The organism is Rhodobacter sp. CZR27 (assembly GCF_002407205.1).
Lineage (GTDB): Bacteria > Pseudomonadota > Alphaproteobacteria > Rhodobacterales > Rhodobacteraceae > Cereibacter_A.
Map to the genome: position 1 here is coordinate 1 of NZ_CP023551.1, position 15,822 is coordinate 15,822.

Here is a 15,822-nt window from a genome sequence, read left to right on the forward strand (position 1 = left end):
AGGGGAACCCTCTGGGGATGCTGTGACCGGGCGAGCCTCGCGCCCCTTCGCAGCTGGAACAATCGAAGGACGGTCAGGTTGCCTCGGCGTTCGCTGTGGAGGAAGAGCCATGGACATCGGAAGGCCGCGCCGAGCCGGGTTCCGGATGGTGGTGGCGCTTGCCGTCGTCATACTGCTGTTCGGAGTTGCGATCGCCGCCGGCGGAGCCTGGCTCGTGGCCCTGGGAGGGTCATGGTATTACCTCGTGGCCGGGCTGGGCCTGCTTCTGACGGGCGGTCTCCTGCTGCGAACGTCCATTGCGGCGGTGTGGGTCTATCTCGTCGTCCATGCCGGAACCGTGGCATGGGCGTTCTGGGAAGCGGGCTGGAACCTCTGGGCGCAGGTGCCGAGGCTTGTGGCGCCAACGCTCGTCCTGATCCTTGTCCTGCTGGCGGTTCCGGTTCTGAGGCGCGCGGGACAGCGGCTGCGCACGGCCCCGACCGTGGCGGCGACACTGGCGATCCTGGGTGCAGGCCTGCTTCTGAACGCAGCGAACGGCAACGCGCATGACGCCGTCCCGACCGATCAGCCGGACGCGCCCGCGGCCCGCGCCGAGACGCCGCCGGTCGGTGACGAAGGTGGCACCCCGGCGCCGGATCGGGCGCCTGCGCAGGCGCCCGGCGGGGCCGGCACCGGCGAAGAGCTGCCCGCGGCCCCGGCTGCCCGCGAGGCGCGCGCGCCCGCCCCCGTGCTGCAGACCGGTGCCGACTGGCCAGCCTACGGCGGCACGACGGAGGCCCGGCGCTACTCTCCCCTCGACCAGATCGACCGCTCGAACGTGGGCGATCTGGAGCGGGTCTGGACCTTCAACACCGGGGATCTTCCCTCGGAGGCCGCCGAGGGGCGCTATTCGCCCGAAAACACTCTGCTCAAGGTGGGCGACGATCTCTACATCTGCACGCCGATGGGCAGGATCATCGCGGTCGACGCCGCGACGGGGCTGGAGGAATGGCGCTTCGACCCCGGCGTGTCGGACGACGCCATCCCCTATGGTGCGACCTGCCGCGGCGTGGCCTATTACGAGGTCCCCGATGCCGCGCCCGACGAGGCCTGCGCCCGCGCCGCGGCGACGGACAATCTGCTGAGCGCCGTCGACCTTCAGACCGGCAAGACGCTCTGGCAGGATGTGCTGCCCGGAGGCGGACAGACGACGCCGATCACCTACGAGGTCGGCGGGCGGCAGTTTGTCGTGATATACTCCGGTGGACACCACTTCATGGAAACGCCGATCAGTGACGAGGTGGTGGCCTACGCCCTTCCCGAGGGCGGGCCGTGACATCCGTCGCCCGCGCCGAGGCCGGTCTGCGTGGAGGTAGCAGCGTGACGGAAAGGCCGCGACCATGCTCGAAGCGTTGAGCGGCATCTACTGCGGTCCGCCGCCGGAACCAGCGGATGTCTGGGGCCGCTGGAACCTGGATCCGCTGTTGCTGGCGGGGATGGCGGGCCTGACCCTGGCCGTCGGGCGGTCGCGCGCCGGACTTGCCGCGGTAGCGGTGCTGGCGGTTGTCTTCGTCAGCCCCCTCTGCGCCTTGTCGTCGGCCTTCTTCGCGGCCCGCTCCGTCCACCATATCCTTCTTGTTGCGGTCGCGGCACCCTTGCTGGCCGCTGCGATCCCGGCCCGCGGGATGGGGGCGGCTGCGCCGTGGCTTGCGATCTCGACTGCCGTGCTCTGGTTCTGGCACCTGCCGCCGGCCTACGACGCAGCCTTGTCGAACATGGCGGGCTACTGGGGAATGCAGGCCACGCTGATCCTGTCCGCCTGTCTCTTCTGGCGCGCGGTCCTGTCGGGCAGGATGCAACTGGTGGGTCGCTTCCTGATGGTGACGGCCGCATACCTTCAGATGGCGCTCCTTGGTGCGGTGCTGACCTTCGTTCCCCTGCCGCTTTACGAGATCCATCAGGCAGCGCCGCCCGGATGGGCACTGCAACCACTGGCCGACCAGCAGCTGGGCGGGCTGATCATGTGGGTCCCCGGCGCGTTGCCCTATGCCCTGGCCGCGGCCTTCATCGCCCGACAGGCATGGCCAGTGGCACGGGGAACGCGCGCGTGACGCTGGCCGATCTTGTCCCCTATCTCAAGGCGGTTCACATCACGGGACTGGCGGTCTGGTGCGCAGGGCTGTTCGCGTTGCCCGCAATGCTCGCGTGGCACGACCCGGCGATCGGTCAGGCGGACTACCGGCGCATTCGGCGCGCCACGCACTACACCTATACTCTGGCGGTCACGCCGGCAGCGGTGGCGGCCGTGATCTCGGGCACCTGGCTGGTCCTGATCCGCGAGGTCTATGACCCGTGGCTCATCCTGAAGCTGGTGTTCGTGTCGTTGCTGGTCGCGTTCCACGGCTGGGTCGGCCATACGATCACCGTGGTCGCCGAGACACCGGCCTTGCACCGCCCGCCGTCGCCGGCGGTCCCGAACGCGATCCTGACGACGCTGATGCTTGCGATCCTGACACTGGTTCTTGCCAAGCCCGAGTTCGACACCCTGAGTGGCCCCGCATGGCTGATGGCACCGCTGGAGCGTCAGCTGCCTTTCGCCGTCCCCAACCGGTAGTCAAAGACGAGTTTGCCGCCATGCCATCCCGTTGCCGCGACAACCACCGTGCACAAAGCCGACAGCAGCAGGCCGTAGGGCAGCACCGCCTGCTCGGGATCATCCATGCGCTGGCCCCAGTTCGCGCCGAGCAGCGACAGGAGCGTGACGGCGATGATGAAATGCGTCCACGCCGGCGCGCGCGCGCGTATGCCCGGCACGAGCAGCAGTTCCGCCGTGCCCGAGAGGCCGGCCACCATTCCGAAGAAGAAGCCGGTCCCGGTGGCCCACAGGGCGGCCCGGGCCCAGAAGGCGTCGCCCGTCCACCAGTAGAAGACGTCTGCCCCCAGCGCGCAGAAGGTCAGCGCGACCGGAAAGGCCACGGACATCGCATGGATCGGGTGACCGAGGAAGGCGATCCGCGACTCCGTCTGGTCGTAGCCGGGAAGGCTGGCAATCGGATCGATCAGGTCCGGCGTGCCTTCGGTATCCTTCTTCTCCATTCAGTCCTCCGATCGCGGCGGTGTATCCTCACCACAACTCCCCTCGTGCTCGCCGGTTGCGAGGAAAAGCTTTCCACCCTGCATCCCGCCGGGCCCGCGGCGGCAGCGGTGGCCGAGTTGTGGTGGGTGATGCTTGCGGGCGGCACCCTGATCTTCCTGTTCGTCATGGCGCTCCTCGCCCTGGCATTCCGCAGGAATGGCGGCGGGGGCGTGTCGGACCGAACGTGGATCGTCGGCCTTGGCCTGATCTTTCCCGTCACGGTGCTGGCCGCACTTCTGTTCTGGGGACTGGCGCTTGGCGAGCGCCATCTGGTGGCCGGCCAGGGCCCCGCGACCCTGGTGCAGGCCGAGGCGCGACAATGGGCCTGGACCTTCCGCTACCCAAGCCTTGGCCTTCCGCCGGCCGAGGACGTCCTGACGATCCCGGCGGGCGAACCGGTTGATGTGGAGATCACCTCGACCGATGTGATCCACAGCTTCTGGGTCCCCCGGCTGGCCGGCAAGCTGGATGCGATCCCGGGACATGTGAACGTGCTGCGTCTTCAGGCCGATGCGCCCGGCGAATACCATGGGCTCGGGGCCGAGTTCAGCGGCAAGGGCTACCTGCACAGCCGCTTCACGGTGCGGGCGCTGGCGCCTGCCGACTGGGATGCCTTCCTGACCGGAGCACCACCTTGACCGCGCTGCGACGCCACCGCGAACTGACCCGCATCTGGGCCTCTGATCCCGGCTGGCGGCGCCCGTTCACGACGGTCAACCATACCGACCTTGGCCGGATGTTCCTGCTGGCGGCGATCGTGTTCTTCGCCATCGGCGGCGTGCTGGCCATGCTGATCCGTGCGCAACTGGCGACGCCGCGCTCGGCCTTCATGGAGGCCGAGGTCTACAATCAGGTCTTCACGATGCACGGCACCGTGATGATGTTCCTGTTCGCCATCCCGCTGTTCGAGGGTCTGGCGATCTACCTGCTGCCCAAGATGCTGGGGACGCGCGATCTGGCCTTCCCGCGGCTGACGGCTTACGGTTTCTGGTGTTATGCCTTTGGCGGAAGCATGCTGATCCTGTCGCTTCTCGCGGGGGTCGCGCCCGACAGCGGCTGGTTCATGTATCCGCCCCTGTCCTCGGTGCTGGGCTCGCCCGGCATCAACCCGGACTTCTGGCTGATCGGGATCACCTTCGTCGAGATCTCCGCCATCGGCGCGGCCGTCGAGATCACCGTCAGCATCCTGAAGGTCCGCGCCCCGGGGATGAGCCTCGCGCGGATGCCGATCTTTGCCTGGTATGCGCTGGTCACCGCGCTGATGATCCTGACGGGCTTTCCGCCGCTGATCCTCGGCTCGATCCTGCTGGAGCTGGAGCGCGCCTTCGGCCTGCCCTTCTTCCAGCCCGAACTGGGCGGCGACAGTCTTCTCTGGCAGCACCTGTTCTGGCTGTTCGGTCACCCCGAGGTCTACATCATCTTCCTGCCCGCAGCGGGGGCGATCTCGACGATCCTGCCGGTGATGGCACGCACCACCATTCTGGGCTACGGCTGGGTCGTGGCGGCGGCGGTGGCGCTGGGATTCCTGAGCTTCGGTCTCTGGGTCCACCACATGTTCACCACCGGCATTCCGCACATGGGCCTTGCGTTCTTCTCGGCCGCCTCGACGCTGGTCGCGGTCCCGACGGCCGTGCAGGTGTTCGCCTGGATCGGAACATTGTGGAAGGGCCGGCCCGGAATGCACCTCCCCATGCTCTGGATCATGGGGTTCTTCGCGACTTTCGTGATCGGCGGGCTGACCGGCGTGATGGTCGCGATCGTGCCGTTCGACTGGCAGGCGCATGACACCACCTTCATCGTCGCGCACCTGCATTACGTGCTGGTGGGAGGCTTCGTCTTTCCGATGCTGGCCGCGCTCTACTACTGGCTGCCGCACCTGAGCGGGCGCAAGCGGTTCTTCAAGCTGGGCGAAACCGCGTTCTGGCTGATCTTCACCGGGTTTCACGGCACGTTCCTTCTGCTGCACTGGTCGGGGCTGCTGGGCCAGCGGCGGCGCATCCCCACCTATGACGCGGGCAGCGGGTGGGAGGTGATCAACCTGATTTCCTCGATCGGGTCCTTCGTGATGACAGTCGGCTTCGCGCTCGTGGTGGTGGACGTCGTGGCGAACATGCGGCTGGCGGTTCGCGGGCAGCGCAACCCCTGGGGGGCCGGAACGCTTGAATGGGCGATGCCGACGCCGCCGCCCGCCTACAATTTCGCGAGCCTTCCGGCCGTGGCCGGCCGCGATCCGCTGGTCGACGATCCGCATCTCGCCGTCCGGATCGCACGGGGCGAAGGGTTCCTTGGCGCTCCGCGCGACGGACGGCGGGAGGTGCTGGTGGTGGACACGGCGGACGCAACGCCGGAGGCCCTGCTTGTCCTTCCCGGCAACACTGCCCTTCCCATCCTCATGTCCGCGGCTACGGGGCTGTTCTTCCTGTCGTTCCTGGCGAAGATCTACTGGCTCGCGCCCGTCGCGGTGGGACTTGTCGCCGCTCTGGCCCTTCGGTGGGCCTGGAGCCTAGGGAACCGCAGCGACCAGGGCCTGCAGGACGTGGGCCGCGGCCAGCGCCTGCCACTGGCGGGTGAAACCCAGGGCCCGCCGGCCTGGTGGGGATCGGTGTTCCTGCTGGTCGCGGATGCGACGTTCTTCGGCTCGCTCCTGTTCGGCTATGCCTTCCTGTGGACGGTCGCGCCCGGCTGGCCGCCGCCGCGCTACATCGACTGGACGTGGACGGTTCCGGTGCTGGCACTGGGCGGAGCGGTCGTGGCTTCGGGCGCCATCCGGCTTGCCGAAAGATGGCCCGGTCCGCGCGGCACAGGTTTCGCGCTTTCGGCTACCGCGCTGGGGCAGGTCTCGGTCATCGCTGCCATGGTGCTTCTTCTGACGATGGTGCCTGCGCCCGCCGGCCATGCCTTCGGCGCAACCGCCGCGGTGCTTGCGGGATACGCCCTTCTTCACGGCGCGCTGGCGCTTCTGTTCACGCTCTACGGGCTGGCCAGGCTCAGGTCGGGCTACCTGTCGGCGCGGCGCCTGACCGAGGTGCGCATCGCCCGTCTCTGGGTGGATTACGGCGGACTGGTCGCCGTTGCCGTCGCTGCGGCAACCCTCGCGCCCGGAACGGTGCAATGAGCGATATCGCCCGCATCTTCGCGCCGCTTCTGGTGTGGCTCGCGTTGTTCAGCGCGATCTATGGCTTGCACGGCCTTGGTTGCGGCCTCGACTGGCCTGCGATCGACGTGGGAGGCTGGTCGCTCCAACGGATCGTGCTTGTCTCCGGCTGGGCGTCGGCGATGGTGCTTCAGGCGCTGGTTCTTGGCGCGCTGGTCAGGGCGCCGCGCAGCCTTTCTCCGCTGGTTCGGCAGGTGAGCCTTGTTCTTGGCGCCACGGGGATGGCCGCGGTGATCTGGACCCTCTTTCCGGTCGCCGTCGCGTCCACCTGTTCCTGAGGCAGGGCGCTCGCGGAGCCCGGTCTTCAAGGCGTGGGAGTTGATGTGCCGGCCGCCCTATCGGCGGATGCAGGACGGCACGCGCGCGCGACCTGCCCTACTCCCTGAATTCGACGGTCAGGAGGCTGCAGGTCTCGTTGGAAAATGCCCCGAGGGCAGACCCCACGACCATCTCGCCGCTGCGGCGGTCCCGCATCCGGAAGGCCATCCCCACGATGTTCCTGCCCGCCTCGTCCAGGTCGATCACGCGCGTCTCGAGGTGCTGGAAGGCGTCCGGGTCGCGCAGCCGCGCCTTGACCGCGCGGATGAACTCCAGGTGCGATCCATCCGAAGGGTTCAGGCAGTGGACGCCATTTCGGCGATCCTCGGCTTCCTTCGCTTGCTGCGCCCTCAGCGCCTCCTCGGCCTTCTTCCGGTCCGCCTCCGCGGCGGCGGCCTGCTCACGCTCTGCCGCAAGCCGTTCCGCGGCCTCGGCCGCAGCGGCCGCCTCGATCTCGAGGCGCTTCGCCTTCCACTCCCGGGGGTCGGTGATGCCGGCAGCCGTGGCGGCCTGCTGGTCAGACAAGCTCTCGAAACCGGCCCTCTGCGCAACGCGATCGGCCCCAGGGAAATCGGTCGCGATGAGTGCCGCGAGGAAGACCCCGACACTGCCGAGGGCAAGGATGCCGCCGCGCCTGCGCCGGCCCTTCGACAGGATGAGCATGAGGACGCCGGCGAGAAAGGTGACAACGCATGCGACCATCAACCCGGCAACCGGCACCATCATCACCTCCACGCGCGAACACTCGTGGGTTGTATCATGCCTGTGGTTCCCGGCGTTGTGTCGAGGCGTCGCGCCTTGCCAACGTCGATCCGGAGAGGTTTTCCCGCGTTCAGAAGGGTGAGGCGCGCGAACCGGGAGGCGAGACGGGCAGGGTCGCATCCTCCGGCATTCGCGTCGTCCATCCAGGCTTGCGCCTTCGCCGCATAGGCGCCGCCCCATCCTGCCCGGGTGGATCCTGAGCAGCTGTCCAGCCGCCCCGTGATCCGATGGCCGCATCCTTCCCCGTTCGCCCATTGCGAGGGTCAAGAGCCAGTCCTGACGGCGGAATGGCGCCGTGCGCTTTCGCTCAGGATGACAAATAGCCTCCGCTCCGGGCCGCCTGCCACGGGAAAGACCCGGCTTCGACACGAACCCGCCCGGATGCGGCGACAGTTGTCGCAATGATCATGCCGAGGTGAGCGGCCGGAGCCTCTGCGCGGCGGATCGCCGCCCGGGCGCCCTGGTCGGCCGCGCCTGAGCGGCCGCGGAGCTGGAGCGCCGGAAGCAGGGCGTCCGATCCGGTAGCCCTGAACATGATCGCATCCGTTCTGGACCGGTCTGCCCAGTTCGTCCTTCCGCTCGGCGCCTGCTGCGACCACCGCAAGGCGCCCTCCTGGCACCATCCGCGGGGCTGCCGACTGCCGGCCAGGCGCCGAAGCGGCCCTCTGCGGAAGGCCGCTTCGGAGATCGTGGAAACGCCTTCGCGAACATGGGGACAGGGGGCAGTTCCGAATGTCGGAAGGGGGCAGTTCCCGGTATCGTTGACAGGAGAGGTTGGCTGACACTCTCGATCCGGCTGCGGGGCGCGCGGGCGTCAGCTGTCGTGCTGGCTCGGGTCGAAGGGGCGGCATGCCCAGCGTCGAAGCGTCCATCGCGGGTTCCGGCCGCTCCAGACGGCCAGTTCCGCCTGGGCCCGCAGCGCGCACAGCTGGGGAGGCGTTTCGGCGAAGAGCATGCTCCTCTCCTCGCAGGCGGGTGTGGTCAGGCCGAGGCAGACCACGAAGATCAGTTCGGTCATGCGGGTTTCCTCCGGGACAGCGACTCGGCAAGGGATGCCGTGCCGTGCTCCATCCTCGGCAGGGAGAGGTCACGGCAGCGTCACCGCAGGCGTCACGCGGGCCGTCACCGAACATGCCGGCCGCTCGGGGTGCATTTTTCCGACGCGAAGGCCGGTTGGCGTGGTAGCCTTTCCCGGGGAAATTCGGAGGAGTGGCCATGTCACGTCTGCGAATGCGATTGCTGGGTGTTCCCGCCGTGGACCTGGACGGTCAAGCACTCGTCGATCTCGGGCCGAAGTCCGTCGCGCTGCTCGCCTGCCTGGCGATGCGGGCGGACGGCCGGGCCAGCCGCGCCGAGCTTGCCGGATTGCTTTGGGATGACGCGCCTTCCGCCTCCGCGGCCCGGCATGCGCTGCGCCAGTGCCTGCTGCGGTTGCGCCGCTCCCTGGGGGATGCCGGACCAGCCGTGGCCGCCGATGACCTAGCCATCTGGCTGGATCCGGACGCTGTCGATCTCGACGTTCGGCAGGTCGATGCGGCGCTGGCCTCGGGGTCCGAGGACGCGGCCATTGCGGCAGCCGCGCTGTGCCGGGGCTCGTTCTGCCAATCGCTCGATCTGGACGGCCTGGGTTTCGAGAGCTGGCTCCGACAGACCCGGACGGAGGTCGATGCGCGTGCCGCGACCCTCGCGCGACGTGCGGCGGCGGCGCTGGAGGCCCGGGGCCGGCTGGCCGAGGCGAGCCGGATGGCAGCCCGCTGCGTGGACCTGGAGCCCTATGACGAGGCGGCCCACACCCTCCACATCCGTCTTCTGATGCGTGGGGGCCGGCGACAGGACGCGCGGGCCGCGCATCTGGCCTGTCGGAAGATGTTCCGGGACGAGCTGGGGATCGATCCGGGGCCGGACGTGGATGCCGAGCTGGCCTGCTGCGCGGCCCCTGCGCGGTGCATCCCGACGACGGTCGGGCCGACCTTCGTCCGCTGGCGGGCCGGAATGGACCGCGTCGCAGGACTTGGTCTGCTGGCCGGCCTGGCCATGCTGCTGGTCGCGATCCGTCCCCTGCCGCCCGACCGCGTGCCTCCGGTGACACTGTCCGCACGGGTCTGGGTTCCGGCAGAGGCGGCGACCGGCGGCGCCGGCCGCGTCGGCGGCATCGGTTGGAGGCCCGAGGAAGGAGTAAGGCACGATGGCGCGATCCCGAGCACGTTCATGCCTGCGCCGCAGGGCGGCGGAGGCCTGGCGCGGACGTATCCGATCGGCTGCTGAGGCCGCATCATGGCGGCTGGCGGCCATCGCCCTTCCTGCCATTGCGGCCGCATGCCCCGCGGCGGCGCAGTCGATCTACGGCGACGGGCCCTTTGCCGCCAACTTCGTCGGCTATGCCGAGACCGGGGAAGCGCCGCTGGAGATCGGGCCGGGCCAGCTCATGGGGCATACCGACTCGACGCTCACCGCGATGGATGCGGAAGGGGCGGCCTTCCTGCACAACAAGACCGGCCGGTGTCTCGGCACCTGGCGGATCGACGAGGCCCCCGCGACCTTCGAGCAGCATGTCCGCTGCACCTATACCGACGCGGATGGCGACCGGATCTTCGAGCAGGCGGATTTCGAGAAACAGCCGCTGGCCGGTCCCACCGTCGGCGTCGGGCGCTGGATCGGCGGCACCGGGAAATACACCGGGATCAGCGGCACGTTCGAGATCCGGGTGCGCGATCTCCGCCCTGCGCGTGAGGGCCTCGTGCAATATGTCGGCTCGAAGCAGGGGCACTACAAGCTGGTCAGGCCCGACCGGGGGCCGTGAACGCCCGGCCACGGTTCACATGACGGCCCCGATCTGCCACGGGACGAATTCGTTGTCGCCCAGTCCGAGGTCTTCGGATCTGGTCGTCCGGCCAGAGGCTGTGGCCCGGATCAGATCGAAGATCGCCAACCCCTTGTCCGGGATCGAGACCCCCGCCGACACGATGTCGCCGGTGTTGAGGTCCATGTCGTCGGGCATCTGCCGAAAGAGCTGGTCGGAAGTCGCGAGCTTGATCGTGGGAGCGGGCTTGGATCCGAAGGCCGAGCCGCGCCCGGTGGTGAACACCACGATCTGCGCCCCGCCGGCGATCTGGCCGGTGGCCGACACGGGGTCATAGCCGGGCGTGTCCATGAACACGAGACCAGGGGCCGTGACCTGTTCCGCATAGTCATAGACCGCCCTCAGCGGCGTCGATCCGCCCTTGGCCGCCGCCCCCAGCGATTTCTCGAGGATGGTGGTGATCCCGCCCTGCTTGTTGCCGGGGCTGGGATTGTTGTCCATCGTCCCGCCGTTCTGCGCCGCATAGGCCTCCCACCACCTGATCTGGCCGATCAGCTTCTGCGCCACATCGTCGGAGGCGGCGCGGCGCAGCAGCAGCTGTTCGGCACCGTAGATTTCCGGCGTCTCGGACAGGATCGCAGTCCCGCCCTGCGCGACGATCAGGTCACTTGCGGCGCCAAGGGCGGGGTTCGCGGTGATCGACGAGAAGCCGTCCGAGCCGCCGCATTGCAGCGCCACCCGCAAGGCCGACATCGGCTGGGCCGTGCGCCTTGCGCGGTTCACCTGCGGCAGGATCTCTGCCACGTGGCGCTTGATCGCCTCGATGGTGGCGCGCGTTCCTCCCGTCTCCTGAATGGTCAGGGCGTGGAACCTGTCGGTGCCTTCCGCGCCGAAATGCGATTGCATCCGGGCGATCTGCATCACTTCGCAGCCAAGGCCCACGAAGACCGTCGCGCCGACGTTCGGATGGGTCGCATGGCCCCAGAGCACCCGGTCCAGTATGTCGAAGCCCCGCCCCTTCGACGCCATGCCGCAGCCGGTGCCATGCGCCAGCGCGACGATGCCGTCGACATTGGCGTAGGCATCGAGCAGCCCGCTGGCCTCGATCTCGGCCGCGGCCCGGCGGATGACGGTGGCCGAGCAGTTCACCGTGGCTACCAGTGCCACGTAGTTGCGCGTGCCGACCCGCCCGTCGGCGCGAAGATAGCCGTCGAAGGTCAGCGGTGCCATCTTCGGCACGGCAGCCTCGGCCAGCCGCAGGTCGGCGCCGATGGCGTAATCCTGATCGGGATTGGCGAAGGCGCAGTTGTGGGTGTGGACGTGGTCTCCTGCCGCGATATGGGTGGAGGCGGCGCCGATGAACTGGCCGAACTTCAGCACCGGCGCGCCCGCGGGAATGGCCACGCGCGCGATCTTGTGCCCGGCGGCGACCGGCCCGGCCAGCGGAGTCCCCAGCCCCAGCGGGTCGTCTCCCGCCGCCGCGCGGCTGGTGAGCACGGCCACGGTGTCGCCGGGGTGGAGCACCAGTGGCCTAGCCATGCGAGAGCCCCCGGATCACGCCGCGCAGCTCGGCCAGCCCGCGCAGGCGCCCGATCAGCGGATAGCCGGGCACGAGCTTGCGATCCAGATCCGACAGCATGTGATGCCCGTGGTCCGGCCGGAACGGGATGGCGTGATCGGCGCGGCCCGCGCCGCGGCGGCGTGTCTCTTCGTCCAGCAGCACGCGGATCAGGGCGACCATGTCGGTGTCGCCGTCCAGATGCGCGGCCTCCTCGAACGAGCCGTCCGGCTCCTTGCGGACATTGCGCAGATGGGCGAAGTGGATGCGATCCGCGACGCGGGCGGCGATGGCGGGAACGTCATTGGCGGGGTTGGCCCCCAGTGATCCGGCACAGAGCGTGATGCCGTTCGCCGGGCTGTCATGGGCGGCCAGCACCCAGTCCAGATCCTCCGCGTCCGACACGATGCGGGGCAGGCCCAGGATGTCGCGCGGCGGGTCATCGGGATGGACGCAGAACCTCATGCCCAGCTCTTCCGCCGTCGGGATGACCTCGTCGAGGAACCGCCTGTAGTTGGCCCGCAGGCTGTCGCGGTCGATCCCGGCATAGGCCGAAAGGGCGGTGCGCAGACCGGACACGTCGTAGCGGTCGAAGGCCCCCGGCAGGCCCGCCATGATCGAGGACAGCAACTGGCTGCGATCCGCCTCGGTCGCCTTCTGGAACCAGACCGCCGCCCGGGCGCGAACGGCCTCGGGATAGTCGGCCTCCGCCTCGGCCCGGCCCAGCATGTGCAGCTCGAAGGCGGCCATGCGCGGGGCGTCGAAGCGCAGGCAGGTGGCCCCGCCCGCGACCGGCGCAGCCAGGTCGGTGCGGGTCCAGTCCAGCAGCGGCATGAAGTTGTAGCAGATCGTGGTGATGCCCTGGCTGGCAAGATTGGCCATGGACTGCCGGTAGTTCGCGAAAAGCGCGGAGAGGTCGCCCTCGGCCTTCTTGATCCGCTCGTGGATCGGCAGGCTTTCCACCACCACCCAGTCGAAGCCCGCGGCCTCGATCCGGGCCTTGTGGGCGGCGATCGCCTCCACGGGCCAGACCTCGCCATAGGGGATCTCGTGCAGCGCGCTCACGATGCCGCGCGCCCCGGTCTGCGCGACCTCGGCCAGCGAGATCGGGTCATAGTCGCCATACCAGCGCCAGCTTTCGATCATGCGGAAACCTCCTTTGCGGCAGCCTGCGCGCCCACCGCCCAGAGCCGTTCGGCGGCGGCGGTCAGCGGGGCCTTCAGTTGTGCGGCCAGATCCTCGGCGAAGACCTCGCGCACCGACAGCAGCGCGGCGACGGTCTCTGCAGGCGTCTTCGCGCCGGAAGACAGATCTTTCAGCCGTGCCGCGAGGGGGTCGCGCACGTCGATCGGCCGTCCCGCCTCGTCGGTGCCGCCGACATACCGCATCCAGGCGGCCACGGCGAGGCAGAGGCCCGGCGAGGTGCGCCTGGCCTCCAGGTTCTCGCGCAGGGTGCCGAGGATGCGCTGCGGCAGCTTCTGGCTGCCGTCCATCGCGATCTGCCATGTCCGGTGCCGGATCGACGGGTTGGCATAGCGGTCGAACAGTGCTTCCGCATAGGCCGACAGGCTGACCCCGGGAGGCGCGGTCACCGCGGGCATGATCTCGGCCCAGAGGGCGCGGACATAGGCGGCGAAGACCGGGTCGGCCACCGTGTCGGAGATCGTCTCGTATCCCGCCAGATAACCGGTATAGGCCAGCGCGGAATGGGTGCCGTTCAGCATCCGCAGCTTCATGTGCTCATGCGCGGTGACGTTGGCGACAAGCTCGACCCCGGCCGCAGCCAGATCGGGGCGGGCGTTGTCAACGAAATCATCCTCGACCGCCCATTGCGCGAAGGGCTCGTGCATCACCGGGGCGGCGTCGCGCTGGCCGGTCAGCTCGGCGACGCGGGCGATGTCGGCCTCGGTGGTGGCCGGGGTGATCCGGTCGACCATCGTGCAGGGGAAACGCCCCTCTGCCGCGATCCAGTCGGCCAGCGAAGGATCGATCCGGCGGGCAAGGTCGAGCACCACGCCGCGCACCACGCGCCCGTTCTCCGGCAGGTTGTCGCAGGTCAGGACCGTGAAGGGCCGCAGGCCCGCCGCGCGCCGCGTCTGCAGCGCGCGCACCAGGTAGCCCGGCGCCGAAACCGGCAGGTCATGGGTCAGGTCGTGCCGGATGTCGGGATGATCGGCGTTCAGCGCGCCGGTCGCGGGATTGTGGCAATAGCCTTTCTCGGTGACCGTGAGGGTGACGATGCGCACCGCAGGGTCGGCGATCGCGGCCAGCACGGCAGAGGGGTCCTCGGGCGCGACCAGCACGTCGTTCAGGACGGTGATCCTCCGGGTCTGCGGCTTGTCCGCGCCCAGCGACACCGAGGTATAGGCCCAGCCCTGCCCCCGCAGCGCGTCGCGGGTGTCGGGGCTGCGCAGCGACACGCCGACGATGCCCCAGTCGCCGCCCGAGGCCTGCATCGCATCGGCGATATAGACGCAGCCGAAGGCGCGAAAGAACGCGCCCAGTCCCAGATGCACGATGCCGGTGGCCGGGCGGCCGGATATGTCCTGGTCAGCGGGCAAGCCAGCCTCCATCCACGTTCAGGATCGCGCCATGCACGTAGCGCGCGGCGGGGGTGCAGAGATAAACCGCCGCCCCCGCGATGTCCGAGGGCTCGCCCCAGCGCCCCGCCGGGATCCGGTCAAGGATCGACCTGTTGCGATCGGGGTCGTCGCGCAGGGCTTCGGTGTTGCTGGTCTCGATATAGCCCGGAGCGACCGCGTTCACGTTGATCCCCTTCGCGGCCCATTCGTTCGCCAGAAGCCGGGTCAGCCCGGCCACGCCATGTTTCGACGCGGTGTAGGACGGCACGCGGATGCCGCCCTGGAACGACAGCAGCGACGCGATGTTGACCACGGCCCCCTGAGCGCCCCGCGCCAGAAGCGCCCGGGCGAAGGCCTGCGTCGTGAAGAACAGCGCCTTGAGGTTCACATCCATCACCGCGTCCCAGTCGGCCTCGGTGAAGTCCACCGCATCCGCCCGCCGGATGATGCCGGCGTTGTTGATCAGGATGTCGATGTCCTGCCCGTCGAACAGATCCCGCCCCGCCATCGGATCGGCGAAGTCGACCAGCACCGACCGGGCCGTGCCGCCACTGGCCGTGATCGCCGCGACGGTCTCGTCACAGGCGCGGCGCCCGGCGCAGATCACCTCGGCGCCGGCTTCGGCCAGACCGACCGCGATGGCCTGCCCGATGCCGGTATTGGCCCCGGTCACCAGCGCCCGGCGACCGTCGAGCGAGAACGATCCGCTCATCGAAGCGCCTCGGCCGGCAGCATGTCCATGTCGGTGTAGTCGACGTTGTCGCCGGCCATCGCCCAGATGAAGGTATAGGCGCCGATCCCCGCCCCGGCATGAACCGACCACGGCGGCGAGATCGCGACTTCCTCGTTGGCGATGAACAGGTGGCGGGTTTCCTGCGGCTCGCCCATCAGGTGAAGCACGCGGGCCTCGGGGGCCATGCCGAAATACAGGTAGGCCTCCATCCGCCGGTCATGGACATGGGCAGGCATGGTGTTCCAGACCGAGCCTTCCAGCAGCGAGGTGTAGCCCAGAACCAGCTGGCAGCTTTCCATCACCAGCGGATGGATGAACTGCCGGATGATGCGCTTGTTCGAGGTCTCGGTCGCGCCCAGGTTGACCTCCTTGGCGTCGGCCACCGTGATCAGCCGGGTCGGGCAGGTGCGGTGCGCCGGTGCCGAGGTGATGTAGAACCGCCCCGCGCCGGAGAACGTCACCGGCCCCGACCCCATGCCGAGATAGAGCACGTCGCCGAAGCTCATCCTGTGGGTCTGCCCGCCCGCCTCGACCGTGCCGGTCTCGCCGATGTTGACGATCCCCATCTCGCGGCGGTCGAGAAAGCCGGGCGTGCGGGTCTCGGCGACATGGTCGAGGGTCAGGCTGCCGGTTCCGGGCACCGCACCGCCGACGACGAAACGGTCATAGTGGGTATAGACCAGCCGGATCTCGCCGGTCGCGAACAGTCCCTGCGCAAGGAAATGCCGCCGCAGGGCGTCGGTATCCATGCCCTTGGCATGGTCCTGATGAACGGCGTGGCGGGTTTCGACAGTCAGCAT

The 15,822-nt window shown here is 69.0% G+C and carries 16 protein-coding genes; 8 read left to right on the forward strand and 8 right to left on the reverse strand.

The window, feature by feature from the left end:
• Nucleotides 1–109 precede the first annotated feature (109 nt).
• From CK951_RS20650 to CK951_RS20660, 3 genes are all read left to right on the forward strand, one after another.
• Nucleotides 110–1,315: a PQQ-binding-like beta-propeller repeat protein gene (locus CK951_RS20650; RefSeq protein WP_096788102.1), complete on the forward strand. Its 1,206-nt coding sequence runs from the start codon at nt 110–112 to the stop codon at nt 1,313–1,315.
• Nucleotides 1,316–1,379: 64 nt separating this feature from the next.
• Nucleotides 1,380–2,090, forward strand: a complete 711-nt coding sequence (locus CK951_RS20655; RefSeq protein WP_096788103.1) for a cytochrome c oxidase assembly protein — start codon at nt 1,380–1,382, stop codon at nt 2,088–2,090.
• Complete coding sequence (locus tag CK951_RS20660) at nt 2,060–2,593, forward strand: CopD family protein (RefSeq protein WP_096788104.1); 534 nt, start codon at nt 2,060–2,062, stop codon at nt 2,591–2,593. The genes CK951_RS20655 and CK951_RS20660 overlap by 31 nt, the downstream gene beginning before the upstream one ends.
• On the opposite strand, the gene CK951_RS20665 is transcribed toward CK951_RS20660, so the two are convergent.
• Nucleotides 2,563–3,075 carry a DUF2231 domain-containing protein gene (locus CK951_RS20665; protein ID WP_096788144.1) on the reverse strand — a complete coding sequence of 171 codons (513 nt, stop codon included), beginning with the start codon at nt 3,073–3,075 and terminating at the stop codon, nt 2,563–2,565. The two genes, CK951_RS20660 and CK951_RS20665, sit on opposite strands and share 31 nt — an antisense overlap.
• A gap of 45 nt (nt 3,076–3,120) precedes the next feature.
• Between CK951_RS20665 and CK951_RS20670 the strand changes: the two genes are divergently transcribed.
• From CK951_RS20670 to CK951_RS20680, 3 genes are read left to right on the forward strand one after another with little or no spacing between them, the layout of a single operon-like run.
• Nucleotides 3,121–3,753 carry a cytochrome c oxidase subunit II gene (locus CK951_RS20670; RefSeq protein ID WP_232520821.1) on the forward strand — a complete coding sequence of 211 codons (633 nt, stop codon included), beginning with the start codon at nt 3,121–3,123 and terminating at the stop codon, nt 3,751–3,753.
• A complete protein-coding gene (gene ctaD, locus CK951_RS20675; protein ID WP_096788106.1) occupies nt 3,750–6,230 on the forward strand; it encodes a cytochrome c oxidase subunit I in 2,481 nt (826 codons plus the stop codon). The genes CK951_RS20670 and ctaD overlap by 4 nt, the downstream gene beginning before the upstream one ends.
• Nucleotides 6,227–6,547 carry a hypothetical protein gene (locus tag CK951_RS20680; RefSeq protein ID WP_096788107.1) on the forward strand — a complete coding sequence of 107 codons (321 nt, stop codon included), beginning with the start codon at nt 6,227–6,229 and terminating at the stop codon, nt 6,545–6,547. Before ctaD ends, CK951_RS20680 begins: the two co-directional genes overlap by 4 nt.
• Before the next feature lie 97 nt (nt 6,548–6,644).
• Here the strand turns inward: CK951_RS20680 and CK951_RS20685 are convergent, their stop codons facing one another.
• Both CK951_RS20685 and CK951_RS20695 read right to left on the reverse strand, forming a co-directional pair.
• On the reverse strand, nt 6,645–7,289 hold the full coding sequence (locus CK951_RS20685; protein ID WP_157764707.1) for a hypothetical protein: 645 nt from the start codon (nt 7,287–7,289) through the stop codon (nt 6,645–6,647).
• An 874-nt stretch (nt 7,290–8,163) separates the two neighbouring features.
• On the reverse strand, nt 8,164–8,367 hold the full coding sequence (locus CK951_RS20695; protein WP_096788110.1) for a hypothetical protein: 204 nt from the start codon (nt 8,365–8,367) through the stop codon (nt 8,164–8,166).
• A gap of 197 nt (nt 8,368–8,564) precedes the next feature.
• Between CK951_RS20695 and CK951_RS20700 the strand changes: the two genes are divergently transcribed.
• Together CK951_RS20700 and CK951_RS20705 are read left to right on the forward strand one after the other, a co-directional pair.
• On the forward strand, nt 8,565–9,614 hold the full coding sequence (locus CK951_RS20700) for a BTAD domain-containing putative transcriptional regulator (RefSeq protein ID WP_096788111.1): 1,050 nt from the start codon (nt 8,565–8,567) through the stop codon (nt 9,612–9,614).
• A complete protein-coding gene (locus tag CK951_RS20705; protein ID WP_096788112.1) occupies nt 9,535–10,149 on the forward strand; it encodes a hypothetical protein in 615 nt (204 codons plus the stop codon). Before CK951_RS20700 ends, CK951_RS20705 begins: the two co-directional genes overlap by 80 nt.
• A 15-nt stretch (nt 10,150–10,164) precedes the next feature.
• On the opposite strand, the gene CK951_RS20710 is transcribed toward CK951_RS20705, so the two are convergent.
• The 5 genes from CK951_RS20710 to kduI are packed head-to-tail and all read right to left on the reverse strand — an operon-like array spanning nt 10,165 to nt 15,822.
• Entirely contained in the window at nt 10,165–11,688 is a 1,524-nt protein-coding gene (locus tag CK951_RS20710) for a UxaA family hydrolase (protein ID WP_096788113.1), read from the reverse strand.
• A complete protein-coding gene (uxuA, locus tag CK951_RS20715) occupies nt 11,681–12,853 on the reverse strand; it encodes a mannonate dehydratase (protein WP_096788114.1) in 1,173 nt (390 codons plus the stop codon). Before uxuA ends, CK951_RS20710 begins: the two co-directional genes overlap by 8 nt.
• Nucleotides 12,850–14,268 carry a mannitol dehydrogenase family protein gene (locus CK951_RS20720; protein WP_394341579.1) on the reverse strand — a complete coding sequence of 473 codons (1,419 nt, stop codon included), beginning with the start codon at nt 14,266–14,268 and terminating at the stop codon, nt 12,850–12,852. The genes uxuA and CK951_RS20720 overlap by 4 nt, the downstream gene beginning before the upstream one ends.
• Nucleotides 14,258–15,001, reverse strand: coding sequence for a 2-dehydro-3-deoxy-D-gluconate 5-dehydrogenase KduD (kduD, locus tag CK951_RS20725; protein WP_096788116.1), 744 nt, complete (start codon nt 14,999–15,001; stop codon nt 14,258–14,260). Before kduD ends, CK951_RS20720 begins: the two co-directional genes overlap by 11 nt.
• Nucleotides 14,998–15,822, reverse strand: coding sequence for a 5-dehydro-4-deoxy-D-glucuronate isomerase (gene kduI, locus CK951_RS20730; protein WP_096788117.1), 825 nt, complete (start codon nt 15,820–15,822; stop codon nt 14,998–15,000). Before kduI ends, kduD begins: the two co-directional genes overlap by 4 nt.

Coding starts and splice junctions, on each gene's coding strand:
- CK951_RS20650 (WP_096788102.1), top strand. CDS start 110: ATGGACATCGGAAGGCCGCGCCGAGCCGGGTTCCGGATGGTGGTGGCG.
- CK951_RS20655 (WP_096788103.1), top strand. CDS start 1,380: ATGCTCGAAGCGTTGAGCGGCATCTACTGCGGTCCGCCGCCGGAACCA.
- CK951_RS20660 (WP_096788104.1), top strand. CDS start 2,060: ATGGCCAGTGGCACGGGGAACGCGCGCGTGACGCTGGCCGATCTTGTC.
- CK951_RS20665 (WP_096788144.1), bottom strand. CDS start 3,075: ATGGAGAAGAAGGATACCGAAGGCACGCCGGACCTGATCGATCCGATT.
- CK951_RS20680 (WP_096788107.1), top strand. CDS start 6,227: ATGAGCGATATCGCCCGCATCTTCGCGCCGCTTCTGGTGTGGCTCGCG.
- CK951_RS20685 (WP_157764707.1), bottom strand. CDS start 7,289: ATGGTCGCATGCGTTGTCACCTTTCTCGCCGGCGTCCTCATGCTCATC.
- CK951_RS20695 (WP_096788110.1), bottom strand. CDS start 8,367: ATGACCGAACTGATCTTCGTGGTCTGCCTCGGCCTGACCACACCCGCC.
- CK951_RS20700 (WP_096788111.1), top strand. CDS start 8,565: ATGTCACGTCTGCGAATGCGATTGCTGGGTGTTCCCGCCGTGGACCTG.
- CK951_RS20705 (WP_096788112.1), top strand. CDS start 9,535: ATGGCGCGATCCCGAGCACGTTCATGCCTGCGCCGCAGGGCGGCGGAG.
- CK951_RS20710 (WP_096788113.1), bottom strand. CDS start 11,688: ATGGCTAGGCCACTGGTGCTCCACCCCGGCGACACCGTGGCCGTGCTC.
- uxuA (WP_096788114.1), bottom strand. CDS start 12,853: ATGATCGAAAGCTGGCGCTGGTATGGCGACTATGACCCGATCTCGCTG.
- kduD (WP_096788116.1), bottom strand. CDS start 15,001: ATGAGCGGATCGTTCTCGCTCGACGGTCGCCGGGCGCTGGTGACCGGG.
- kduI (WP_096788117.1), bottom strand. CDS start 15,822: ATGCTGACTGTCGAAACCCGCCACGCCGTTCATCAGGACCATGCCAAG.